22 protein-coding genes are annotated in these 24,963 nt (G+C 49.1%); 8 read left to right on the top strand and 14 right to left on the bottom strand.

Going from position 1 to position 24,963, the window contains the following annotated elements; all coding sequences use genetic code 11:
- Positions 1 to 9: 9 nt before the first annotated feature.
- The 4 genes from omp28 to HQ49_RS08290 form a co-directional block, all read right to left on the bottom strand.
- Positions 10 to 879 carry an outer membrane lipoprotein Omp28 gene (gene omp28 / locus HQ49_RS08305; RefSeq protein ID WP_026292211.1) on the bottom strand — a complete coding sequence of 290 codons (870 nt, stop codon included), beginning with the start codon at positions 877 to 879 and terminating at the stop codon, positions 10 to 12.
- 19 nt (positions 880 to 898) lie between these two features.
- Positions 899 to 2,659: a DUF6029 family protein gene (locus HQ49_RS08300; RefSeq protein WP_039419470.1), complete on the bottom strand. Its 1,761-nt coding sequence runs from the start codon at positions 2,657 to 2,659 to the stop codon at positions 899 to 901.
- A gap of 61 nt (positions 2,660 to 2,720) precedes the next feature.
- Positions 2,721 to 3,203, bottom strand: a complete 483-nt coding sequence (locus HQ49_RS08295; RefSeq protein WP_018965155.1) for a TlpA family protein disulfide reductase — start codon at positions 3,201 to 3,203, stop codon at positions 2,721 to 2,723.
- Between the two features lie 217 nt (positions 3,204 to 3,420).
- Positions 3,421 to 4,014, bottom strand: coding sequence for a hypothetical protein (locus tag HQ49_RS08290; protein ID WP_152567057.1), 594 nt, complete (start codon positions 4,012 to 4,014; stop codon positions 3,421 to 3,423).
- Between the two features lie 620 nt (positions 4,015 to 4,634).
- On the opposite strand from HQ49_RS08290, the gene HQ49_RS08280 reads away from it, so the two are divergent.
- The 7 genes from HQ49_RS08280 to HQ49_RS08250 all read left to right on the top strand — a co-directional run bounded on the left by HQ49_RS08280 (position 4,635) and on the right by HQ49_RS08250 (position 14,009).
- The gene (locus tag HQ49_RS08280; protein WP_018965152.1) at positions 4,635 to 5,216 is read left to right on the top strand and encodes a DUF3575 domain-containing protein; all 582 of its coding nucleotides are present in this window, start codon (positions 4,635 to 4,637) and stop codon (positions 5,214 to 5,216) included.
- Between the two features lie 25 nt (positions 5,217 to 5,241).
- Complete coding sequence (locus HQ49_RS08275) at positions 5,242 to 6,714, top strand: DUF3868 domain-containing protein (RefSeq protein WP_039419468.1); 1,473 nt, start codon at positions 5,242 to 5,244, stop codon at positions 6,712 to 6,714.
- 50 nt (positions 6,715 to 6,764) lie between these two features.
- A complete protein-coding gene (locus tag HQ49_RS08270) occupies positions 6,765 to 7,925 on the top strand; it encodes a fimbrial protein (RefSeq protein WP_039419467.1) in 1,161 nt (386 codons plus the stop codon).
- A gap of 131 nt (positions 7,926 to 8,056) precedes the next feature.
- On the top strand, positions 8,057 to 8,968 hold the full coding sequence (locus HQ49_RS08265) for a FimB/Mfa2 family fimbrial subunit (RefSeq protein WP_039419465.1): 912 nt from the start codon (positions 8,057 to 8,059) through the stop codon (positions 8,966 to 8,968).
- On the top strand, positions 8,955 to 10,349 hold the full coding sequence (locus HQ49_RS08260; RefSeq protein ID WP_039419464.1) for a fimbrial protein: 1,395 nt from the start codon (positions 8,955 to 8,957) through the stop codon (positions 10,347 to 10,349). Before HQ49_RS08265 ends, HQ49_RS08260 begins: the two co-directional genes overlap by 14 nt.
- A gap of 19 nt (positions 10,350 to 10,368) precedes the next feature.
- A complete protein-coding gene (fimD, locus tag HQ49_RS08255) occupies positions 10,369 to 12,381 on the top strand; it encodes a fimbrial tip adhesin FimD (RefSeq protein WP_039419463.1) in 2,013 nt (670 codons plus the stop codon).
- A gap of 8 nt (positions 12,382 to 12,389) precedes the next feature.
- Positions 12,390 to 14,009, top strand: a complete 1,620-nt coding sequence (locus HQ49_RS08250) for a protein FimE (protein ID WP_235290100.1) — start codon at positions 12,390 to 12,392, stop codon at positions 14,007 to 14,009.
- A 109-nt stretch (positions 14,010 to 14,118) separates the two neighbouring features.
- Here the strand turns inward: HQ49_RS08250 and HQ49_RS08245 are convergent, their stop codons facing one another.
- From HQ49_RS08245 to HQ49_RS12255, 7 genes are all read right to left on the bottom strand, one after another.
- Entirely contained in the window at positions 14,119 to 14,817 is a 699-nt protein-coding gene (locus tag HQ49_RS08245; RefSeq protein WP_039419461.1) for a GNA1162 family protein, read from the bottom strand.
- The gene (locus HQ49_RS08240) at positions 14,814 to 15,167 is read right to left on the bottom strand and encodes a DUF4810 domain-containing protein (RefSeq protein ID WP_039419459.1); all 354 of its coding nucleotides are present in this window, start codon (positions 15,165 to 15,167) and stop codon (positions 14,814 to 14,816) included. Before HQ49_RS08240 ends, HQ49_RS08245 begins: the two co-directional genes overlap by 4 nt.
- Before the next feature lie 80 nt (positions 15,168 to 15,247).
- The gene (locus HQ49_RS08235) at positions 15,248 to 15,604 is read right to left on the bottom strand and encodes a hypothetical protein (protein ID WP_052073471.1); all 357 of its coding nucleotides are present in this window, start codon (positions 15,602 to 15,604) and stop codon (positions 15,248 to 15,250) included.
- A gap of 24 nt (positions 15,605 to 15,628) precedes the next feature.
- Positions 15,629 to 16,549 carry a CsgG/HfaB family protein gene (locus HQ49_RS08230; RefSeq protein ID WP_039419458.1) on the bottom strand — a complete coding sequence of 307 codons (921 nt, stop codon included), beginning with the start codon at positions 16,547 to 16,549 and terminating at the stop codon, positions 15,629 to 15,631.
- 274 nt (positions 16,550 to 16,823) lie between these two features.
- Positions 16,824 to 18,971 carry a methylmalonyl-CoA mutase gene (gene scpA / locus HQ49_RS08225; RefSeq protein ID WP_039419457.1) on the bottom strand — a complete coding sequence of 716 codons (2,148 nt, stop codon included), beginning with the start codon at positions 18,969 to 18,971 and terminating at the stop codon, positions 16,824 to 16,826.
- Between the two features lie 28 nt (positions 18,972 to 18,999).
- Positions 19,000 to 20,856, bottom strand: coding sequence for a methylmalonyl-CoA mutase small subunit (mutA, locus tag HQ49_RS08220; RefSeq protein ID WP_039419456.1), 1,857 nt, complete (start codon positions 20,854 to 20,856; stop codon positions 19,000 to 19,002).
- Positions 20,857 to 21,010: 154 nt separating this feature from the next.
- A complete protein-coding gene (locus tag HQ49_RS12255) occupies positions 21,011 to 21,118 on the bottom strand; it encodes a DUF1661 domain-containing protein (RefSeq protein WP_230587983.1) in 108 nt (35 codons plus the stop codon).
- Between HQ49_RS12255 and HQ49_RS12765 the strand changes: the two genes are divergently transcribed.
- Positions 21,087 to 21,260 (top strand): DUF1661 domain-containing protein, encoded by a 174-nt coding sequence (locus HQ49_RS12765; protein ID WP_230587984.1) that lies wholly within the window; start codon positions 21,087 to 21,089, stop codon positions 21,258 to 21,260. The genes HQ49_RS12255 and HQ49_RS12765 overlap by 32 nt on opposite strands.
- On the opposite strand, the gene HQ49_RS08215 is transcribed toward HQ49_RS12765, so the two are convergent.
- From HQ49_RS08215 to HQ49_RS08205, 3 genes are read right to left on the bottom strand one after another with little or no spacing between them, the layout of a single operon-like run.
- Positions 21,234 to 21,905: a M15 family metallopeptidase gene (locus HQ49_RS08215; RefSeq protein WP_039419455.1), complete on the bottom strand. Its 672-nt coding sequence runs from the start codon at positions 21,903 to 21,905 to the stop codon at positions 21,234 to 21,236. The two genes, HQ49_RS12765 and HQ49_RS08215, sit on opposite strands and share 27 nt — an antisense overlap.
- A 33-nt stretch (positions 21,906 to 21,938) precedes the next feature.
- Positions 21,939 to 23,162: an HAD-IIB family hydrolase gene (locus tag HQ49_RS08210; RefSeq protein WP_039419454.1), complete on the bottom strand. Its 1,224-nt coding sequence runs from the start codon at positions 23,160 to 23,162 to the stop codon at positions 21,939 to 21,941.
- A 24-nt stretch (positions 23,163 to 23,186) separates the two neighbouring features.
- The gene (locus HQ49_RS08205) at positions 23,187 to 24,956 is read right to left on the bottom strand and encodes a TonB-dependent receptor (protein WP_235290099.1); all 1,770 of its coding nucleotides are present in this window, start codon (positions 24,954 to 24,956) and stop codon (positions 23,187 to 23,189) included.
- Positions 24,957 to 24,963 lie beyond the last annotated feature (7 nt).

Here is a 24,963-nt window from a genome sequence, read left to right as displayed (position 1 = left end):
TTTTGTTCGTTATTTGCCCGATTTGGGGTTGATCTTTACTTGCACGACGTCATACACTTCGAATGTCTGCGCATCGTACACAAAGGCCACAACAGAATAGTTCTCGGCCACGAAAGACATACCCGAGAGCGGTTCAGTGGCGTAATTATACGAATAATCTTTCAGATCCACAAATTCTTCGCCCCAAATACCATTAACAGCCGCACGCAACACGTGATTGTGCTCGTAATCTTGTATGGTAGCACCACCGTCCGTCTGGGGAGCGATCACTTTGTCCTCCAGCAGATATACCTGAACCATCGACTTCGGGAGTGTATTTCCCTCCAGGATCTTGCCCTTTACTGTCACTTTGATCTTTTGGGCATCGGTATACTCGGCCACGGCAAAGATATTCATCTTCGCCTTTTGGTCCATCTGTTCGGCGATAGGCACGTCCCACGTTTTGTAGCTCTTGTCATAAACGTAGGAGGAGCCGAACTTTTTGCGAGAAACCATCAAGGCAGGAAGAGGTGCATTATTGGCAAATTTGCTATAATATGCATCTCCGGCTTCTGTACGGAAAAGAGGCGGCACGAGAGATGCAGGGCCGGCATGTATACCGACAACAGTCAATCTCTTACCGTATTGCTCCTTGAGAGCCGCCAGTTTGCGATGACCTTTCGGGCAGTTGAGACACTTTTGGCCGGTAAATTCTTCGGCCAAGACATATTTTTCTGTATGCGTCTGCGTAATATCGATCTCAGTAGGATTGTCATCCGGATTGTCAGGAGTCACGTTGATCGGAGCCGGCAAGAGGGTTTGATCCTTGTCGATTATATCGCAACTTGCAACAGCGAAGACCATTGCAAGGCTCGTAAGCGAGAGAAATAGCTTTTTCATCCGTGTTTTCTTCGTTTAATTAGAGATTGGTGCTATAAGAAAGGTAGAAACCCTGAGTCTCGGGAACCACACGGCATACACCGCCCGAGCAGTTCATTCCCGCACGTGTTTTGCCCGCAGAGAAAGCCACACGGTGCGCACCGTGAGTATAGGTAATGGCTCCCATGACGTAGTGCTTCTTGGTCTCACCGATATTATACTGTTCGGAGAGGGAGAGCATCAGAGAGGGCAGGATGGATAGCTCCGCCATGCCGTAGATCCAGTCGCCCTGATCCTGCTTGGTGTGCAGGTATTGTAGTTCGGTACGAAGGGCCACCTTGTTGCTCAATTTATACTTACCGTCATAGACGAAGATATTGGCATAGATCTTCTCATGTTTCTCACCGGCAGCACCATGGAGCACCATGTTGTTGTAGATCTGATTCAGATAGGTAAGCGTGAAATTGAATCCGGGGCTTACCTTCTTGGTAATCTCTACATCTATGTCCGAGTAATAGAGGTCACCCATGCCGAAGAAAGAAGCCGTATAACCATCCGTTCCGATCAGTTCGTCAGGATTCTCTTTCAGCATCTTTTTGTCCAGACCCCGCACATGCGATACGTTGATGCGCAAGCCCGTACCATAGCGTCCGCCGAGAGCCGTGCGGCGAGCAAAGTTGTAACGCAATTCTCCCTGAAAAGCCCATTCGCCCTGAGGCTGAGTAGCATACGGGTAGATGGCCGCCAGCGTATAGGTGTGTGCTTGCGTAAAGGCCGGCATGTAGTTGATCATAAGCGGTGTAAGCTGAGCACTTCGCTTGCTGCGGAAAGCAAAGTTCTCACAGCGTTTGGCCTGCAAGAGGACGCTCATTCCCTTTTTGGAGTATGAAGCGGAGAGTAGCGCGGCCTGCCCGTCGTGGTAGATGTAGTCGTTGTCGGCCGAGGGGTCGTTGTATTTGTAGCCATACTCTGCATAGAGAGCGAGGCCGCCTTTCTGGAAGTTGGCACGTATGCCCATGATAGGCACGTTCAACGGCAGGTTGAGTCGCTTACGATCTTCTCCGACTCCTACGTATATATCCTCATCGGCTTCGTGTTTGGAGACAAACGAGCCTCCGATAGCCAAATGATAGTCGTTGTCCCGCATAGCACTGCTCCAGCGCTCCACATTCAGCTCCAAGTCCGAACCCAGCAGATAGCCACGATCGGAATTGAATACCTTGCCCGTACGATCAAAGTAGTTGCGCTGCTGTCCGGCAATAGCCTTAAGGCGTACGCCCTCGAAAGGAGCCAGCACGACACGTCCCCCACGGACTGCGTTGTCGATACCGAGGTTGCGCTCTTCGTAGGTACGGAATACCATACCGCTGCCGAACTGATCGTAGAAATCGCCCATCGTCAGCTCTGCCCAGCGATAGTTCCCCTTGACGTACATGTGAGGGATGCCGCGTCCCACTTCGGGTTCGTGTCCCGGCAACGGTTTATAGAGATCCTCGAAACGGGCTCCAAACTCCAAATAATTGTTCTTGAGGATACCCATGATATAGGAATTGCCGAACCAGGTATTCTTGGATTCCTTGGCGGTAGAAAGTAGCATGTCGCTCTGAATGCTGAAGTTGGCGCGCATCGGCTGCCATTTGTCCTTCGCATCGGCTTCTTGAGCAGTAGCCTTATTCAGCGTAGAGGACTTCATGCTTGTAAGAATACGATTACCACTCGTGTCCGTACTGTCCGCCGGTGCTGCAAAAACCACAGAAGCTGCCGGCACGAGGGCCAGCAGCATGATCAATTTACGGGTCATAATGTCTTGTTTGTCTTTCTATTTTATAGATAGTAGTCCTCCGCGAGAGAGGAGAGAAAGGTTACTTCACCAGCTCACGAACCTTTTTGATCAGTTCGGCTTCTCCGCCTTCCGTATAGCCGGTATGATTGTACACGACCTTACCATTGCCATCGACGATGAATACGGCAGGAATGAGCGATACGTTCATGGCGCGCTTGAAGTCGCCGTTGCTGTCGAGCAGCACTTCGTATTCCCACCCGTTGCCATCTGCCAACGGCTTCACCTTCTGGGCGTTTTGGCCTTCATCGATAGATACGGCTATAAGTCTTACGCCTGTCTCGTCCTGCCAGTCTGCATACACCTCTTGAATGGCCTTCAATTCGCGCAGACAGGGTTTACAGTTGGTGGCGAAAAAGCTGATGATCATCGGCTTGCCGGCATTCTCCAGCTTATTGGTCTGCACCGTTTTACCTTCAATGTTTTTCAAACTAACGGCCGGAAGCTGAGCATATGCATTCAAGCCGAACAACAACCCGATCAGGGCGATAAAGAAGCGTTTCATCTGTTCCTTTTTAGATTAAAATTATTTTGGATGCGGACAAATATAGTATTTTTTCCAAAATGCACCGTTTCCCATCCATTTCCTTACACTTTGTCATCCGCGAGCAGGCGCAGCATACCGATATTATATAGCATCAAACGCCTGCCCGACACCGACAGCATCCCGATTCACTTAAGGAAGCCAATCGTGGCAAAGACAGTCCCTGCGGACACTTCTTTTAGAAGCTATATCCCAAGGAAAGGAAAGGCCAAATGGCAGAGGTGCTGATGTAATTGTCTATGAAGGGAATTTTGAACATGGGGCTTAATCCGATACGAAAGACAAATCCCCCTTGCGGTCTCTGATAGCGGTAAGCCACCGTGGCGTTGCCTCCGAAAGCAAAACCGTATGAGCTGTCCTCTTGCAAATGGTCGTTGTAATAGGCAGACGAATGCCCTCTGGCCAGAAGGGGCACCATGCCAAGACCCAGCTCCAAATGATGATTTTTCGCTCCTAACAGCACATTGCACTCCATGGGTAGTAAGACAGCCTCAGCCGCAACTTTACCCCAAAGGAAGCTGTCTCCGGATGTGTAAAGGCCTGATTGTGATACCCCCATAAAGCCTAATCCGGCTCTAAGGCCAAGCCAATTGATCTTATCTCCCAAACGGTATTCGTACGAAGCACCTACGAAGCCTTTATTGCCAAGTAGGTCCAATGCAACATGATGGCGTTTCAATGTGTGTTTTCCTTCGCTTTGTGCCGAAAGATTTGCTATGGGGCTGAAAACGACAGCCAATAGGATCGAAAGTAATGTCAGTTTCTTTTTCATAATGGGTTTGACTTTTTGATTAGCGGCCGCAAAAATAGCAAAAAAGCGATTCGCCGAGCGACGTCCACTCTTCCCTTGAAAAAGGCTTATTCCGGAACTATACACCATATATAATATAAGAGAGGCACTTTCTGAAGTCTTCGTTCTCATCTCAGAGAAAAAAGTCAAGCGTAAAAGGCTCAAAAAACGGCGCGTGTTTCTGAAAATTTTGGCGTGTCTTTTTTTTCGTTTTGGCGCGTCTTTTTTTGAGTTCCCGAACCAAAAGAAAAACTTTTACGAACCACGTTTTTGCGAACCACACGTCTCCATCCTTTCGAACGAAAATTATCTCCCGATCCTTCCTCGCGCAAAAAGAAAAAAATGACATCTCAAAAAAGTGTATTAAACAAGATTCCAATCGAAAGATCGGGCCGGAATACAGCGACCAGGCACCGATAGCCCCTAAAATACGTATTAACACGCAAAAAAGTCAGGTGTTTTCACGTAGAAAATCCCCAATGACACAGTCTAACTTTGCTTGTGAGTAAAGGACAGGAAAAGGAGGCAGTCTAAGGTTGCTCCCTCTTTCTGTTTTTCATGTGGTTACATCTATAGACTGTAAGCAACTATTATAAAAACATATGAAAAGGAAAACACGATTGCTGCTTATCGGGATCGCTCTGATTGCAGGACTGATCCCCTCCCTTCGGGCACAGCAGATCGGGCTAAAGACCAATCTGCTTTATTGGGGCACGACTACACCTAATGCAGGATTGGAGTTTCGCATGGGTAAGAAGTGGACACTCGATGTTTCGGGAGGTTACAATCCTTTCACATTCAGCCACCATCGCAAGCTCAAACATTGGCTCGTGGCTCCGGAACTTCGCTATTGGACGTGTGAGGCTTTCTCCGGCCACTTCTTCGGACTTCATGGCATCGGAGGAGAGTACAATGTGAATGATATCGACATCCCTGTCGGTCGGCTCAAAAATCTCAACAACTATCGACACGAAGGATACGCCATCGGTGCCGGCCTGACCTATGGCTATCAATGGTTGTTGGGCAAAAGATGGAATCTGGAGGCATCGATCAGCGGAGGATTCGTCCACTTCGACTATGACAAATTCGAATGTGCCAAGTGCGGCAAAAAGATCGAAGAAGGCAAGTACAACTACTTCGGCGTAACGAAAGCTACACTTTCGCTCATATACATCATTAAGTAATACCATAATTATACTGACAAGCTATATGAAACAGAGTCGCTATATCATCCTGTCGCTTCTCTTCGGAATGTCCACGCTTGCCGTGATAGCTCAGACCCATCTAGGAGGTGTTAAGATAAGCGAGAAGCACGTGATCAAGAAAACGGGACATACTGCCAACGTAAAGATGAACCTGAATCTGACGGCCATGCCGGATATGAAGAGCAATCTGCTGATGGTGGTTACACCCATTATCCGCTCCAATACGTCGAACGATCAGGTCGCTCTTCGTCCATTTCTGCTTATGGGGAACAGACGCTACCGGATCATCGATCGTCGTATCACTCTCGACAAACACCACATCTACAATCAACCTGACACCAAACCTTCGGCCATGGTAAAGCGTCACAATGGCAAGGAGCAGAGCATGGACTATTCTGCGGCTACACCTTATAGGCCGTGGATGCGCCATTCTTCCATGATTCTTTTGGCAGAAAACACCGGTTGCGCGGACTGCCCGCTCGGTTCAGAAGAAACGACACTTACGGACGATGCTTTGGTACCACTGTATGAAGCAGACTACCGATACCGAATCATAGTACCGGAAGGCGAACTACTGAAAAAACGTGAAGAAACCCTCTCCGCTCACCTGGCCTATCGGGTAGGGAAATATACTGTACTACCGGATTTTGATGGCAACCCCACAGAACTGGCACGTATCGATAGCAAACTGAAAGAAATCAGAGGCGATAGCGACATCACTTTCGAGAAACTCAGCATGGTAGGATACGCCTCACCGGAAGGGGGTGCAGAGTACAACGTACAGCTTTCTAAGGATCGGGCACACTCCTTTGCAGACTATCTTATGCGCAAGTACCCGATCCTGAAGAATCGATTCGAAAACGATTGGAAAGGACCCGACTGGGCAGGTCTGCGCACTGCAGTGGTCAAGAGCGACCTCTCACAAAAGGCTGCCATATTGGACATCATAGACCAAAAGCCGGCCGGCGAGCGCACAGCTGCTCTGCAAGCCATCGATGGAGGCTCTCTCTATGCCACATTGCTCTCGGACTATTACCCCCCGCTTCGCCGAAGCGAACTCACTTTCCATATCGTGGTCAAAGGATTTGAGTTGGACAAAGCACGTGAAATTATCAAGACACACCCCTCTCGTCTGAGTCTGGCAGAGGTCTACGCCGTAGCACAGAGCTATCCGGAAGGGAGCTACGAACGCTACGAGACGTGGACAACAGCCGAGAAAGCTTTCCCGAAAGCGATAGAACCGACAGCCAATGCGGCCATCATAGACTTTCGTGCCGGCAGGTATCCACAAGCTCTGGCTCGCCTCGAAGCGCGTAAGAGCGAACCCAAGCTATGGATGCTGTTAGGCTTGGCATATGCTTACAGCGAAAAATGGGCTGAAGCCGAAAGCTACCTTACTCGCGCTGCTCAGCAAGGCCAGCCCGGAGCGCAGCATAACCTCGACGAACTGCGACACTATATGCAGGACAATCTCTAAATCAAAAAAGATCCTAATAAAACAATATTCACTTTTAAAACAAAAACAAGATGAAAAAGACTAAGTTTTTCTTGTTGGGACTTGCTGCCCTTGCTATGACAGCTTGTAACAAAGACAACGAAGCAGAACCCATTGTAGAAGGTAACGCTACCATTAGCGTAGTATTGAAGACCAGCAATCCGAATCGTGCTTTCGGGGTTGCAGATGACGAAGCAAAAGTGGCTAAGTTGACCGTAATGGTTTATAATGGAGAACAGCAGGAAGCCATCAAATCAGCCGAAAATGCAATTAAGGTTGAGAACATCAAATGTGGTGCAGGCTCACGTACGCTGGTCGTAATGGCCAATACGGGTGGAATGGAATTGGCTGGCAAGACTCTTGCAGAGGTAAAAGCATTGACAACTGAACTAACTGCAGAAAACCAAGAGGCTACAGGTTTGATCATGACAGCAGAGCCTGTTGACGTAACACTTGTCGCCGGCAATAACTATTATGGTTATGATGGAACTCAGGGAGGCAATCAGATTTCGCAAGGTACTCCTCTTGAAATCAAACGTGTTCATGCCCGTATTGCGTTCACTAAGATTGAAGTGAAGATGAGCGATTCTTATGTGAACAAATACAACTTTACCCCCGAAAACATCTATGCACTTGTGGCTAAGAAGAAGTCTAATCTATTCGGTACTTCATTGGCAAATAGTGATGATGCTTATTTGACCGGTTCTTTGACGACTTTCAACGGTGCTTATACCCCTGCAAACTATACTCATGTCGCCTGGTTGGGAAGAGGCTACACAGCGCCTTCCAATGATGCTCCACAAGGTTTCTATGTTTTGGAGAGTGCATACGCTCAGAATGCAGGTCTACGTCCTACCATTCTATGTGTAAAGGGTAAGCTGACAAAGCATGATGGTACTCCTTTGAGTTCTGAGGAAATGACAGCTGCATTCAATGCCGGCTGGATTGTTGCAAACAATGATCCTACGACCTATTATCCTGTATTAGTGAACTTTGAGAGCAATAATTACACCTACACAGGTGATGCTGTTGAGAAAGGGAAAATCGTTCGTAACCACAAGTTTGACATCAATCTGACGATCACCGGTCCTGGTACGAATAATCCTGAAAACCCCATTACAGAGTCTGCTAACCTCAACGTTAATTGTGTGGTTGCTGCGTGGAAAGGTGTTGTACAAAATGTTATTTGGTAATCAGCTCATCAAAGAACTTTCATAGTTTGTTTATATCGGAATACAGGGAGCGGAGTTCGCTCCGTTCCCTATATTCATCCTCTCTAAAATCGAATAGGGAAATCTGAATCACCAATCAAAGAATTATAGTTATGAACGACGCTAAGAAATATATCGTATCGGTGCTGATCTTACTCGTATCCGGAATGTTTGGCGGATGTGTTAAAGAGGACTATTCCGATTGTCCCCGTCCGTTTCGCCTCACTGTCAGGGCATGGGATGCCGATATGCAGGATATAACCGAATCCGGAGCCGTGCAGCGCGTCGTTATTTTCGTCTTCGACGAAACCGGCCGGCGCATCGATCGCCTGATGATGGACGCCGCAGAAGTGGCTGCACGCAAACCTATACCATTGGAATACGACGGGCCAACCACTGTTTCTTTCGTGGCATGGGCCAATCCCGACGATCGCATGTTGGCAGAGACAGCCGATGTGCAGAACGTCAAAGACTTATTCTTCAGACTGGCCTCTACCAATGGTATAGCCCAATCGCCTGAAGACCTTTTTTCCGGCATACTGACCTGCCCGATAGAGTATGGCTCCATCGAACAGGGTACAGACCAAACTGTCGATATCTACCGCCGTACGGCACAGGTACATATCATAATACGTGGCTATCAAGAGTGGCTGGACGCTAATGGCCCCAGACAACTGCCAGACTATGCTGACATTCTTCTGGGAGAAACTCCCGACACCTATACCGGCCTCGCCGACCTCATCGGCAATGCCGTTCAATACCGTCCCGACGGACAGATCCAAAACGGGGATTTCATTTCTTCCATCTTCCGTATTTATCCCACCCTCGACTCCACTCCTTTGCACCTCAAGCTCTATGCATATGGGGAAGAGTTGCTAAACTTCAGTGCAGGGTCGGATGGAGTGCCTTTCATTCCCGTTGTAGGCAAAATGCTGAACATCTACATAGATCTCCGTGGTGCAAACCTCAGCGTGATCGTATCCGTCACTCCTTGGGACGTAGTGCAACAATATGCAGAATACTAATCTGACAACTATTACGAAAATGAAATACTTCCACCATCCTTCGGGACTACTTCCACGCCTTCTCCTGTTATTGCTTTTTACGATGGGGGCGGTAGCATGTACCAAGGAAGATAATCCCGATCAGCCCACCTCGGACGATGTGGCAACGGTAAAGATGTCGCTTGACGACGTTGAAATACGAAACGGAGATCTCTACTCAGGTGAAGATCTGATAAAGAAAGTGCGCATATTCGTCTTTCGCGAAGGGCTAAACGGCCTTTGGGCTCTCGACAACCAAAAACTATTCATATCGGGACAATCCGATTTTCAAAATCCTTTTGCGATCAGCGCACATGCCGGGCCTCGCCACATATACGTGATTGCCAACGAACCCGATGCTCTCACGACAAAACTGAACAAAATCCTTTTCAAGAAAGAACTTGATGATATTCAGGCTCCTGATGTGAACGGGCCGATAGTCCAACCATTCACCATGACGGGGGTGGCTACGGCAATCCTTGATCCGCAAAACACTGTGCAAGCAAACATCAACCTCAGCCGCATTGCAGCCAAGATCACACTGGACATCAAGCAAGTTACTCCCGGCAGCGATGTAATCAAGATTACCAACGTGCAGATTCTTCGCAACGCCAAGAACTCTCGCCTGCTCGAAGGTAGCACGAGCAAGCCTACAGGATTTTGGAATTGGGCGAATGCCTATGATCTACCCTTGACGAACAACGGTAGTGCGCAGAGCATCATCCCGACATCTACTCCACTCTACGTATATGAGAACATGGGAATGGCAACAGACTCTTCCAACCGTGCTACGCAGCTTGTGGTAGAAGCTCTCTACAATGGCATCAAGACGCGCTACTATGCCTATGTGAACGATCAGACCACTACGGCCGATCATCACTACGCCATCCACCGCAACCACCATTATAAACTGGACGGGACAATCACAAAAATCGGCGAATTCAGCAGCTTGCTCCTCACGACCACAGTCCTTCCGTGGACGGTAGAGAACTTGGATCATGGTTTTCTCGTACCATATTTTGCGCTAATTCAGCCGGAGAATATCCTCGAACTCCCTCAAAACAACGTGACCATCTCCAACCCGCTTACCATTCAAATCAAAATCAAAGGAACAGATGGCAGCCAATGGCATGCGACACTCGATAACGGATTGGAATTCGGATTCGATACGGTCAATGGTGTAAACACAGGGGAAGCTGATGGGTATACAGGATACACTGTTATCGTTAAGCCACTGAAAGCACCTACGAACCACGACCGACAGGCGAAACTGTACTTTACCGTGAATGGAAAAAAGGTAGTTCTAAAGAAAGGTAATGGCGTCCAGCTGACAGACATTACCATCGTACAACAAGGGCACTAAAGGACAAGAAGAAACTAAGATGAAAACGAAACTTAAGATAAATCTATTGGCTATACTCTTTGTCTCTATTGTGACAGGGTGTATCCACGAAAAGGTAGGCAATCCTGAGACAGATCCGTCTTCGCTTATCCTAAGGGTGCAGCTTTCGGAAGGAGGGGAAGGGCGTAGCACTGAGGCAGGAGAGACCTCTTATGGAGAAAATGCGATAGAGCATTTGGCTGTGGTTTTCTACCATGGTGGAACAAAGGTATGGGAAGCCGTTCCGACAGTACAGTCCGTAGGCAATTATATAATCCCTGTACCTCAACACATGTACGGACAGTTCGATGGCACGAAAGAATTTAATATCTACTTAATCGCCAACGTTCATGGTTTCGCCGGTCCCAATTCCGAGACAGATCTTCCTAAAAAGGTAATCAGCAATGATATTGCCGTTTCCTCATCTTCCGGGACACCTCCCGACAAGTTCGCCATGTACGGCTTTACGTCGAAGCAGATCAATATGGCGACATCCGAAGGCAAACAGCTTGGCAACATCAATCTAAAGCGAGTGGCGGCAAAAATCAGGTTGAAAAGTCCAACAGTTATCGTTGAAGGATACACGATGGTAGGGCTTCCTCAGGCCAAATACAGGAACTATGTGAACAAGGGGTATCTGCAATTCGAAGGTATTCCGTCAGGAGCCGATGCAGGTGGTGTCATTCCTTATAAGGAGCTGAACGAAGCAAATGGGACAGTTCACTTTTACTCCTATTATAATCAGTGGGAAGAAACCACTCCCGCAGATCAGCGGCCCGAGCTTATTCTGATGATCAAGCTTAAACAAGATGGTCAAACAGACAATCTGGCCAAAGCATACTATTACAGAGTTCCCATCAACGCTTCGGACAATAAAATCCGCAGCAACTACCTCTATGACATGAGTGTGACGATAGAAGTGCTGGGAGGCCTGGAGGAAGAGAACCCGATAGCACTGAACGGTACATTCTGCGTTTTACCATGGTCAGAGCATGCGGACGACCAGACTCTCCCTGACACGCAGTATCTGGAGGTAATTCCACAAGAAAGCGTAATGAATCTGATCACAGAGACCCACCTCGACTATAAGAGCTCTTCCACAATTGAAATTAAGGATGTCAAGGCTTCTTACACTTTTGTGAATGGAGAAACCGGAATAGAAACAACAGTTCACTACCATCCTAATCAGACTGCACCGGAATCGCACATCGGTCAATTCCCGATCGTAACGGAAGAATCAGGTAAGATCAAGGTTAGCTCGATCCTTCCGGTCAACAACGTTCCAAAGAAAATCACTTTTACAGTGAAGAATCTGAAAGGCGGGCTAATGAAGCAAGTTACGATTGTTCAAAATCCGTCAGAATATGTAGTCCACACAATGGGTACTGCATCCTCTTGGCAACTGGGAGGAAACCTTGCGCCCGGGCTAAACAACAAAGCGATTTATCACATCGTCATTCTGGCTCCCACAGGAGATATGGTGACCGGATTCCCCCCGAGAGAAAACAAAGACTTTTATTATCAAAACAGTCCGGGAATTCCCAGTGGTTTGGCATACAGTGACGATGTAACCAATAGTTCAACAGAAACATCCCAAATGGTATCACCTTCTTTCGAATTGGCCTCTCAGTTAGGTGCGACTGTCATACAACCTTACGAAAAGGTAATAGGCGGGTATAACATCCATTCGAACTATGCGTCAGGAAGTGCCACGACTCGAAATGCATTAGGGACTTGTGCTGAATATTGGGAGAAACGTGTGGTCAACGGAGCTGAGGTTATCTTAAACGATTGGCGCTTACCTACCAAAAAAGAAGTGGAATTAGTGTATAGACTGCAAAAAGACCCAAAGAGTGCTGTGAAGGCTATCATGACCGGTAAATACTATTGGAGCAACCTCAAACATCCGGCCATTCACAACCCCGATGGAGAATTTGTGAACAACGTTTCAGAAAGCAGAGCGCACGTCCGCTGCGTTCGAGATGTGAAAGACGATATCAGGAAGAAAAAATGAAGAGAACGATGAAAAAGTTTCAGTATATACTTTTGCTATTGCTACTCACATCATGTGTAGCAGATCGGCACGAGCCCTGTCCCGGACAGATGGTGGAGGTCAGAGGAAGCATAATCGCGTCGGAATACCCTGTCAGGATAGCCACTTTCAACAAAGAGAATGCGGTAGAAAGTCTCGAGCTCTGGGTCTTCGACGAAGATGGCTGTTTTCTGGAACGAGCTGCAGCAAATATTTCAGGACAAAATTTCACTGCTACTATTACCGCTTCTGATAAAAAAAGAACCATTCACTTCATAGCCAACTATAACTTGCTGAACCCACAGACGTGGGTAGGTCACAGCCAGAAAGAGATGGTGCCTTCATTTTCTGTACAGGACGACCAAGAGACCATCCGGATGTGGGCAAAGAAAACCTATGACACAGGTATAGCAACCGCTACAGATTTGGGTCAGATTAAATTACTCCGCAACATGGCCAAGTTTGCCTTGTACGTTGCAGAGCCTTCTCAGAGCAAGTTATACGATGTATCCTTTTCATTGTACAATTCTCTGAACAAAGGCACGTTGGCTCCTTTCAACCCAAGTACCGGCGAGTTTGTCAATGACTATGTTACCGAGCCGGCCGGCACGACCTTTGCGGCTCCTCAACATTTCAAACCGGCGGGAGACAACAATTTTTTCTATGGATTTGAACGTCAAAATTCCATACAAACAGAAATCACCTGCTTGATTGTGAAAGCCAAATACGAAACCCCCTCCGCTGCCTATAGTTATTATAAAATCGACTTGGTCAATGCCGACAAAGATCGGTACGATGTAATTCGAAATCATTTTTATAAAGTCAGTATCCTGCAAGCCAAAACGGCAGGGTATCCCTCCATCGAGGGAGCTTTACAAGGAGCTGCAGCCAACAACATTGCACTCAGCCCCGAGGTGCAGGTCTTCCCCTCATTCTCGGACGGTACCGGCCTGCTTACTGTGAACAGTACTTATATGGCCTTTGTCAATAAGGAAGCTACAGGCTATATTATTGCCTCCTATACTCCTCAGGGGTCAACCACTGCGGAGAATAACAAGATAGTCGTAGACAATGTGACTCACATAAACGGACAAGCGGTGATGGGCGTTCCGGTTAATGATGGTAATGGGAAGATTACCCTAACATTGAATCAGAACCCACCCTCCACGGGAGCCTATATAACAGATATAGTATTAGGTATCACCGGCAATCCCGACCTCAAACGAAAGGTTCGTATTGTGGTTCGCAATCCATACTCCTATGATCTTTTTCAGGCAAACGGACAAGCGGCCTCGAACAATGTAGTAAATGTAGCTTTGCCTACAGGGCAAGCAAAACCTCTGACAGTCAAGGCGAAACTACCGGAAGTGTTTAATGAGGCTCTGCTACCTATTACGTTCAAAGTCTTTACAGAAAACTTCTACCCGGCTAATCCCGGGATGACCATAGGGATAGAGGGAGGAAAGACCTTGTACAAATACGTATTGACGACAATGCCTCAGAACAGGGAGTTCCAGCTTCCTTTCAAGTCAAACAAAGTGGAATCGTCCGAAGACATCATCGTCAAGATGAATTACTTCTATGACCAAAGGATTCAAGTGACAAATTAGATCATATTTCATTCTCTCCTTATAAATAATCGGGACACAGAGCGGCATATCCACGCTACGCTGTGTCCCGATTACTTTTGGGGAAGTATTCGGCAGATCGTCATACCCTCTACTTTACTGTGATCCCGGTGAGATGTTGCGCCCCGACTCTGTCCGCTCCGTCACGTCCTCCTTTGGGAGAGTATTTGCCATGAGGCATATCCTGAAGGATGAAAGCATTGGCCTTTCTGGCAGCGACCACCTTATCCGTTGCGGCAGTAGCAAGGCTATTGGCAAGCATATCGATCAGAATACCATTGCCGCTGCTGATAGAACAGTCCACAGAGACATCGGCACTGCGGCGGAACAGCTCCTCATTGGTTTTGGCCGAGCGCAAGATGTATTCCACCTGTACGCTGACAGTGGAGACGAGAGCAGCTTTAGACCAATTCTTGATTACAGTGAAAAGTACCGCATCGGCCTGAAACACATCGTAAAACGGCTTGAGATCACCCTCCAAAAACAGCTCGGCATCCGCAGCACTCTCCTGACGTAAAAGCTCCATGGCGAGGTACGGGGAGAAGACGTAGAACCCTTTCTCCACCAAAGGCATCGTAAGCGTGGAGAAGAAATAGTCCTGCGCCTCTACGTGATTGGTCTCATTGATCGGCGGCATAATGAGGATAGCCACGGGAGACTCTTCGTACATCTTAGAATATACTACTTTCTTGATCGACTCTTGCGCATATCCGCTTCCGGCCATGGAGAGGGAGAGGAGGGCGCACAAAGCGATAGTACGTGAAAAAGCAGCTCTGATCGGCATTCTCATGGGTTCTGTAGTTGTTCGATGATTCTGCTGACAAATAAATTGCTTTCGGGATAAAGGGCCATCTCCATCTTGAGCATCCGGATGCCCTCTTCTATCCGTCCTTTCTTGACGAGGAGATAACCGTACTCGGCATATACACCGGGGGGAACAGTCTTGCGTATACCGCCCTGTTCCTTGATGATTTCCTCATAGGTTTTTAATAGCTTTTGTTCGGCCTCGGGTGTCTGTTTTTTCGAGTATGCATACGATTTTTCCTCATAGCCATGCCAAGAATAGAGCGTCTTGGTACTACAGTTGGAAAATGCGAAAGCGACGAAACTCACAAGACCGGCAAGTAGAATTTTCTTCATATCTGCAGAGTATTCGGATTACATCTTTTAGGCAAGGGCAAAGGCAGTCCGACTCTTTGCCCTCAGCCTCTACATTTCGGCTATGGCAAATGGATCATTTTCCCATTATTGGTCGATACGAATATCTGCTTCTCATAGAGTCGGACTCCGGATCGGTCTGTGACGACTACCGTATGCTTGCCCGGACTTACGACTATGCGCTTGCCTTTGCGCACGGCATGCTTCTCCTTGATGGGCACTGCCTGCACAGCAGAGTCGCCATCGATGGTGACGAAGACGGTCTTACCCAGGTATTGCTTGCTTGCAGTCACGATCAGGTAACTCTCGTCCTGCATTCCATAACTGGCCGATGCCACAGATCCGCAGGAGCTGAAGGCTGCCACACTCGTCACGAGGACGAGCAAAACGAGGAGGGAACTGATGATTTTTCTTTTCATAACGATCTGATTTTGAAAGAACGGTTAGCGTGGTTGTTCGATGTAATACTTGTCCGGCTCGCTTGCGTCGAATTGGCCGCTGACCAGCGTGGCAATGGCAAATTCCGTCTCCTGTGTATCGCCGCCTACGGCCTCTACCCTGATGGTAGCCACTTTCTTGCCGGGCAGCTCAAATGCGACTCCTGTCTGGGGATTTTTCACCTTCTTGCCACGGAGCATAACATCGAAGAGGTCTCCCTCCCGAAGGCCTTGCGACTGTCCTCCGGCTATAATGATGCCATCCTCATCGACATTGAGGAAGTAGGTACGCCAGGGTTTGTCCGTACACTTGTTTATTATATTTTCCACCAGCATATCTATAGCAGCGGATATGGCTTTGTCGCTGAGCGTAGCATCGAATCCGGCCTTACCGCCGAAGCCCAGCGTGGACTTCGTGGTCGTCTCGGCCGTTCCCTTGCCCTCTTCCGAATAGATGATCATACCGGTAGCCACATCTACGATCCTGATACTTACGCCGGCTTGCACGATCTGGCTCTTAGTGGCAGTAAAGACACCGTCATTGCCTGTCGTCTTACGGCCGAATTCCGTTATCGACCCAAGAATGAGGTAGTCCGCACCAATGGTCTGCTTGGAGGCAGCATTGTTCTTCAGCTCTTCCTCTATCTTGTCGAGATCTTCACGCTCAAGCAGGATAAACTTCCCCGTACCGGCCAACTTAGTCGATAAAATATCCAACGCCTGCTTGGCCATGGGATCGCTGTCTCGGTCATAGAAGATGCCTTTTCCATACTGCGTTTCGTTGGAGAATCGGCTAATGGCCACTTTCATTTTCAGCGTTCTATTTTGAGTGGTTCCGGCTTGCACGGAGGAAGATTGTGCGCCGGACTGTGCTTGTAGCATGAGTCCGCTGACACTCATCAGTAGTGCGAGAAGAATAGTTTTCATAAGCTCTCTTTTTGTTTTTTAGCTATCTGCGTTTTTATTTGATATTGACAACAAAAATAGCCAAACTTCGTTTTGAAAAATGGTTTTCCGGAAAAGGAAGAATCGCATTTTCCTTTTGAAAGAAAGACACGCATAAAAGTATGATCTTCCAACCGTTTTATTTGGGCCAAGCAGCACTTCGGATAGAAAAAAGCCACTCATACGACTCCCTTTCGAGGAATCATATGAGCGGCCATACAGAGAATGCTGAAATACTCCTTATCGAGAGTAGAGATTATTCTTCCAAAAGAATCTCAAGCACTTTGGCTGCCGAGTAGGCCACGGGGGTACCGGGGCCGAAGATGGCAGCGACACCGGCCTGATAGAGGAAGTCGTAATCCTGCGCCGGTATAACACCTCCGGCTGTCACCAGAATATCCGGACGGCCGAGCTTCTCCAGCTCTGCTATTACCTGAGGGATCAGCGTCTTGTGACCGGCTGCCAGAGAGGAAACGCCCATCACGTGCACGTCGTTTTCCACAGCTTGACGAGCGGCTTCTTCCGGTGTTTGGAACAGAGGCCCCATATCGACGTCGAATCCGCAGTCGGCATAGCCGGTAGCGACCACTTTGGCACCACGGTCATGCCCGTCCTGCCCCATTTTGGCGATCATGATACGCGGCTGACGGCCTTCTTTCTTTGCAAACTTCTCTGCCAATTCTTTGGCATGGGCGAAGTCTTTATCTTCTCCCGATTCGGATGAGTACACGCCTGAAATAGTTCTGATTACTGCTTTATATCTTCCCACAACCTTCTCACATGCGTCCGAGATCTCACCCAAAGAGGCACGCAGCCCTGCAGCTTTGACCGCAAGGTCGAGCAGGTTGCCCTCTTTCGTCTCCACGCATTTGGTGATAGCCTCAAGGGCTTCTTGCACCGCTTTCTCATCACGGTGAGAGCGGAGATCGTTGAGGCGCTCTATCTGCTGCTTACGAACAGCCGTATTGTCGATCTCAAGAATATCTATAGGATCCTCCTTAGGCAGACGATACTTGTTTACCCCCACGATAACCTGCTGGTGCGAGTCGATACGAGCCTGTGTACGGGCAGCAGCTTCTTCGATACGCAGCTTGGGTAGTCCGGTCTCGATGGCTTTTGCCATTCCGCCCATCTCTTGTACTTCCTTGATGAGTGTCCACGCCTTGTGTACGAGTTCGTTGGTCAGGCTTTCCACATAGTAGGAGCCGCCCCACGGGTCGATCTCCTTGCAGACGAGGGTTTCCTCCTGAATATAGATCTGGGTATTACGTGCAATACGTGCCGAGAAGTCCGTCGGCAGGGCGATGGCCTCATCGAGAGCATTGGTGTGCAGCGACTGGGTATGCCCCAAAGCGGCTGCCATAGCTTCGATACAGGTACGTCCGACATTGTTGAACGGATCCTGCTCCGTCAGCGACCAGCCTGACGTCTGGCTGTGTGTGCGCAGAGCCAATGACTTGGGGTTCTTCGCCCCGAAGCTCTTCACGATCTTGGCCCATAGGAGGCGTGCCGCACGCATCTTGGCGATCTCCATGAAGTGATTGACGCCGATGGCCCAGAAGAATGAGAGACGAGGAGCAAAAGCATCCACATCGATACCGGCATCGATACCGGCTTTGAGATACTGCATACCGTCTGCCAGCGTATAGGCCATTTCGATGTCGGCGGTGGCTCCTGCCTCTTGCATGTGGTAACCGGAGATCGAGATCGAATTGAACTTGGGCATATTCTGAGAGGTGTACTCGAAGATGTCGGCAATGATCCGCATCGAGAATTCGGGCGGATAGATATAAGTGTTGCGCACCATGAACTCTTTGAGGATGTCGTTCTGGATCGTTCCAGCCATCTCTTCGAGCTTCGCGCCCTGCTCCAGTCCGGCATTGATGTAGAAAGCCAAGACGGGCAAAACGGCTCCGTTCATCGTCATGGAAACGGACATCTTGCTCAACGGAATACCGTCGAAAAGGACTTTCATGTCTTCCAGCGAGCAAATGGAAACACCGGCCTTCCCGACATCGCCCACCACGCGCGAATGATCCGCGTCATAACCGCGGTGCGTGGCCAAGTCGAATGCCACGGACAGACCCTTCTGACCGGAGGCCAGATTGCGACGATAGAAAGCGTTCGACTCTTCCGCCGTGGAGAATCCGGCATACTGACGAATAGTCCACGGACGCATGGGGTACATACCGCTATAGGGGCCTCGCAGGAAAGGAGGCAGGCCGGACACATAGTCGAGATGCTCCATGCCCTCGAGGTCATCTTTCGTATAGAGGGGCTTTACCATGATTTGCTCCGGAGTACGCCAGTCAGCCACGATGCCCTTTTCCTCCGCCCAGCGTGCAGCATCCTTAGCCACGAAGCCGGCGGACTTAATATCGATGTCTTTATAATTAGGTTTCATCTTTGATTCTTTGCTTTAGGGATGGATACTACCGAATACCGAATTTGTCGTTGAAGGCACGAAGCGTTTCGAGGACATTGGACTTCACATGCACATAGTTCCGGATGCCTTTGGCCTCAAGATCCGCCATACAGGCCGGTGCACCGGCCACTACGAACTCGGCACGGCCGGCGAGATAGTCGAATGCAGCCGGAGCATACTCGGCATATTCATCGTCACTGGAGCAGAGCACCACAATATCGGCTTTCGCTGCCAATGCTGCATCCACACCTTCTTCCACGGACTTAAAGCCCAAATTGTCGATCAATTTGTAGCCGGCACAGCCGAAGAAGTTGCTTGAGAACTGTGAGCGTGCCAGACGCATGGCCAGATTGCCGATAGTGAGCATGAAGACGACAGGCGTTTTGCCGCTCTTTTCCGTTGCGAGACGGAGAGTTTCGAATTCGGATGCTCCTCGACTGAAGTTCAGGGGTTCGATGGATTTGACACAGTTGCAGTCATGCTCTCCCTGAGCAAGAGTAATCTTGTCGCCGGCAACTTCCGTGAAATTGGGGAACTGGTTGGTCCCGAGGAAGATCTCGCGGCGAGTCGCCACCGACTGGTGGCGTTTGATATTGCTTGCATTGACGGCCTTCTGAACGCTTGCCGTCTCAGCAGCCTGAGTGAAACCGCCTGCATCCTCTACGGAGAGGAACAGCTTCCACGCTTCCTCTCCGATGGAATTGGTCAGCGTCTCGATATAATAAGATCCGGCCGAAGGATCGATAACCTTGTCGAAGTGGCACTCCTCTTTGAGCAAAAGCTGCTGGTTGCGAGCGATACGCTCCGAGAAGTCGTCGCTCTGCTGATAGGTGACATCGAAAGGCAATACGGTAATGGAGTCCACTCCGGCTATCGCTGCGGACATGGCTTCGGTCTGCGTACGCAGGAGGTTTACGTGCGCATCGAAGACGGTCTTGTTCCACATGGATGTCGTAGCATGCTGGTGGATCTTGGCCGTTTCGTTCTTGTACTGATCGCCATACGAGCCGACGATCTGAGCCCACAGCCAGCGAGCGGCACGGAACTTGGCTATCTCCATGAAGTAGTTGGATCCTATACCGAAGTTGAATTTGATGCGTGAGGCGATTTCCTCCGGCTTGTAGCCGGCATCGGTGAGCTTGTCCAACAGCTCTGCACCCCAAGCCAAAGCATATCCCAGCTCTTGCGTAATGAATGCGCCGGCATCGGACAGATTCACGGCATTTACATTGAGCACCCGGAAAGCAGGCAGTTCGCGTGCAGCATCCATGACGGGGAGCGTCATCTTCACCCAATCGGGATTGGATACGCCACGGACAAGCTGCTTTTTGAACGGGTCGTAGCTGACCGAGCCGCGACATTTATTCGGATCGGCACCAACCTTTTTGACATATGCAGAGAATGCTGACAGCAGGTCTGCGGCACGTGTGATACAACAGTTGAAATTCAATTCCACGGCTGTCAGCTCTATGTCTTTCAGCAAAGCAGCCAATGTATCTACATTGATATGAACCTTTTTCAGGTAGAAACCCAACGAGTCCACACCCTTGTTGAGCAGGTCAAGGGCTTTCTCATTGGCTTCTGCCACATTATCCCCGACAACGATGTCTTGGCGTACGAGCCATTCGTTGTGCATTCGGGTGGATCGCACATAAGGGTATTCGTCAGGAAGAGAAGTCGTTGTCTTCAGATCCTCGATGTCCTCTCTGCGATAAAACGGATTGACATTAAAGCCCTCGTTCGTCCGCCAGACAAGCTTCTTCTCAAAGGGAACCCCCTTGAGATCGGCCGTTATCTTATCAATCCAGGCTTCTCTCGAAACCGGAGGGAATTCGGAAAAGAGCTTTTCTTTTTCTTTTGCCATAATTTTAACTTAGAGTGAGTATTGTGATACTTTATTTTTCCGACTGTACTACTTTGTTTATACTTAACAAAGTAAGCTAATTTACACTTACGAAGTACATTTTGGAGAGAAGAATCCTGCACTCTCCGGTCTCAAGTACAACGGATACATCATTTCATATCCGGTCGGTTTGCGCGCCGGAATTTTCGCATTTGTTCCCCACAAAAACATGGCGCGAGAATTTTTTCGTTTTGGCACGGCAATTAAAGAATTTACACGCCAAAACGAAAAAAATCTCACGCCACTTTTTCAGGAAACACGAGCCGCAATCAGAGAATTTTTGGTTCGTATTTGCAAGATGTCCGCATTGCAGACCTCTCGGCAAACAAGAACAAGGATTAAAAGTCGAGCAAGCGATAATGTGAGCGGGTGTGGCTCATGCTCTCCGGCAGTTCGTAATGCCACCACTCCCTGCGATAGGGTACCAGCCCGACCGACTTCATTATGCGACGTAGCAACCGGCGGTTCCGGACAGCCTCTCGGCTGATCAGGCCGTCTGCGGCCAAGCGTTCTTCCTGACCCACATGTGCCGCTCGGCCAAAGTGATCGACAGGAGTGCCCATATCCAACGGTTTTCCATCACGATCCACGATGGTAAGATCTACAGCGACTCCGTAGTTATGCTTCCCTCCTCTGTTTCCGTTGGCTACATAGACAGCCTTGGAAGTTCCCTTCACGAGGGTGTACATACGCCTCTGTATGCTGATGGGACGGGATGCGTCGTAGATGAGTAGAGAATAGTCCGGATATTCTTTGCGTAGCAGTCGCTGCGCTTGACGGATGCGTTCGGCAAAGCCCTTTTCGAAATAGGCTTTATCGAAGTCGCCGTACATATCTTCGCCCACAAAGTTGTCCGTCGTGGAATAAATGAGAGCGAGACGAATCGTAGTGTCGAGACGGTGAATATCAACGTAGCCTCGTATGCGGAAATCTTCTTCGGAGAAAGTCTGCGCACAGAGCATCGTATTCAATGCCATCGCGACTGCAATACCGACAAAGAGACGACACATCGAACCGGACGAAAGAGAGAGAGAAAAAACGTCTTACCGCTGCTTGAGAATGGAGTTCAATACACGACAGGTACAAATCAGCTTGCCACTCTTGGTCGAATAGATATTGATACTCCATACATGTGTGCTGCGTCCCTGATGCATAATGGAGGCTTCACCCCGAAGCACATCGCCTTCAAGAGCCGAGGATACATGGTTGCCACTCACCTGCAATCCCACTTGTATCTCTCCCGGATTGCAGAGTGCCACGGAACCGAATCCGGCCAGGGTCTCAGCAAAAGCCAAGCTGGCCCCTCCATGCAAAATACCCATAGGCTGACGAGTGCGGATGTCCACCGGCATCGTTGCCTCGACGTAGCCACGCGCTATCTTGGTACAGCGAATGCCAAGGCTCTCCATGAGCGTACCCGGGACAATGCTATTGACGTCTTCCACCGAGAACGGAACAGCTTCATATTCGTGTCGGATATACTTGTCCACCAAGTGAGCGACACCGTTCTCCTCGTTGCTCGTCGTAATATAGTCGGCACAGGCTTTGACAGCCTCCCGAGCATTAGCCACTGCCACACCCAAGCCGGCCAGTTGGATCATCTCCACATCGCAGTAGCTGTCTCCGACCGAAACAAGTTCCTCTCGTGACAAATCCAGCTTGTCCAAGAGGTCGGATATGGCTTTTATCTTCTGCACCTCGGACGGAAGGCACTCAAGCAGCGTTTCAGAAGAGCGGAATACATTCAATTTGTCCCCATAGTCACGCCGCATCACGACCTCCAGCTCTGCGATTTTCTCTGCCTCACCGACAAAAGAACACTTGATCACCTCCGAAGAACGAGGATGTTTGGATACAAGCGGCTGGCCACAAATATCCGATTCTTTCACTGCAAGGGGATCATGGGGATCGGTGGAGAATATGGAATCCCTGCCGAAAGCCAACAAGGTAACACCTTCGGCCCGGGCACGAGCGTCCAACACATCGACAAAAGAGGTAGCCATCCGGTGCGAAGCGATGACTTTGCCCGAGCGACAGTTTACGATCTGTCCTCCGTGATAAGGGATGAGATAGCCGCTATATTCCCTAAGATTCAACTCCTCTGCGAGTGGCTTCAGTGCCGCCACAGTACGACCGGAAGTGAGTACGACACGGATCCCCAGCTCTTTCTGGATATAGAGGAGTGCATTGCGGTTCTCTTCCGTCAGCTCATACTTGTTATTGAGCAGGGTGTTGAATACATCTATGACTATGATTTTATACTTCATTGCAGTAAAATTTATAAAAGAGAATTAGAAAGTCCAGCTAAAACCGGCGAAACAATGGAACGGCTGCATCGGATAATAACCGATAAGCTCTGTCGTTTCCGCCAGCATATTATCGATTTTGAGATAGAGGCTCAAGTTCTTTTTCAGCTTGTATGAAACATCCGCACTGAGAAGATGTACATTACCGATACCCAAGGCTTCCGAGCCAGCCGAGCCGAAAGAATACCGATACCGTCCGTTCAGCTGTGTATACCGGAGTCTGACATCCAATGGGGCAATGGGATGAACACCTACTTCTGCCTTCAATATAAGATCGGGCTGCATGGAGGCGACAAGTCCTCCATCCAAATTCCACTTGCCATAGGATGCGTCTACCAGAAAGCGGAGCATATCGCGATAAGAGTATTCCAGCTTACCACCTGCGCGCCAGCGACTGCCGTCGGCATATAACGGCAAGAAACTCACATTATACTGATACAAGTCGGATGGATTATATAAGGGTAGAGTCGGAGTATAGAAAGGCACACCTGTCAGCTTGGAGAAGTCGCCATAAACCTCCATACGTACCACATCGGCTATATTCCCCTTCACCCCTAATTGGGCAGTCAAAGCATTGCGAGAAGGGAGTACAATCGTATTGGGCATCAGGTAGGGCATTTCCTCTTGCATAACATCGGCGAGTCCATTTCGAATCGCGCCGCCGAAGGCTTTCGCATACAGACGCCATGAGGGGAAGATACTAAGCGAAGCATCCAGTTTTGGCCAGAAAAACAACCTTCCTTTGGCTCCGAAATGGGAAGAAACCCCTACACCGGCCTGTATGTTCCATTGCATATTGTCCGAGTCTCCGACAAATCCGATTGTAGGCGCGCCCTCCACATAATACAGGTTTCGGTCGGTTTCGGACAGAACACCTGTTTGAATCATTTCGCTGTTTTTGGCAAAAAACAATCCTCCCGTGCAAACTTCCACACCGAGCTTAATGTCATCGGACAACTCCTTGCGCATCGTCACGTTCAGTTCAGGCGTGTGTTCCGTAAGAGCCTTCATCGGATCGGTTCCCAAATAGGGAATAGAACGGAAGAAACGATAGTCGATCCTGGCATCGATCACATCGTTTTTTGCTCCCAAATATGCACGGACGTTGTGGGTCCCGTTGTCCATCTGAGGAGTAACAGGTGTCGATAATTGAGGGATGCTGCCCACATTGGTGGTAGCCCCCCGTCCGTAGTGATTGAAATAATGGTTCGTATAGCACAAGCCGGTAGCAAGCACAAAGGAAGGCCTGCGCTGCTCGTAGTGCACTCCTGCCATCATTCGTCTATCCTTTCTGTCGCCGTCGAAGTCACCGGTATTGAAAGCCGATTTCATGCCACGATAGGAGAGGAAAAGATTCAGTCTCTCCTGCTCCGCATCTACCAGACGGTAGCCGGCATCCACTCGCTGGTTTAGCGTATGACCGATGCCGATATTCAGATACCCCCTGTGCTTCATATGACCTTCCGCCGGCAGGATATTCGGAAGATTGTTCATGCCTGAAGAGGAGGCTTCGGGGACAAATCCGAATGTACGCTTGTTATATTCCGGACGGAAAGGTTTTAATCGAGGTTCGATGGCCTTGTATGTAGCAGGAAGCGGATCCGCATGCTCCATCTCCACTGTCTGGTCATTAACGATAGTAAGCTCCCTGCGCAACGTGTCGGGGCGTTTGGTTTCTGTATTTCGTGGGGTTTGACCGCAAACGGATGATACAGAGAGAGCCATTATGACGGCCGTATATAATTGATATTTCATGATGCTG

Source organism: Porphyromonas gulae, from assembly GCF_000765945.1.
In the GTDB taxonomy this organism is placed as follows: Bacteria; Bacteroidota; Bacteroidia; order Bacteroidales; family Porphyromonadaceae; genus Porphyromonas; species Porphyromonas gulae.
This window is presented reverse-complemented; position numbering and strand designations above follow the sequence as displayed.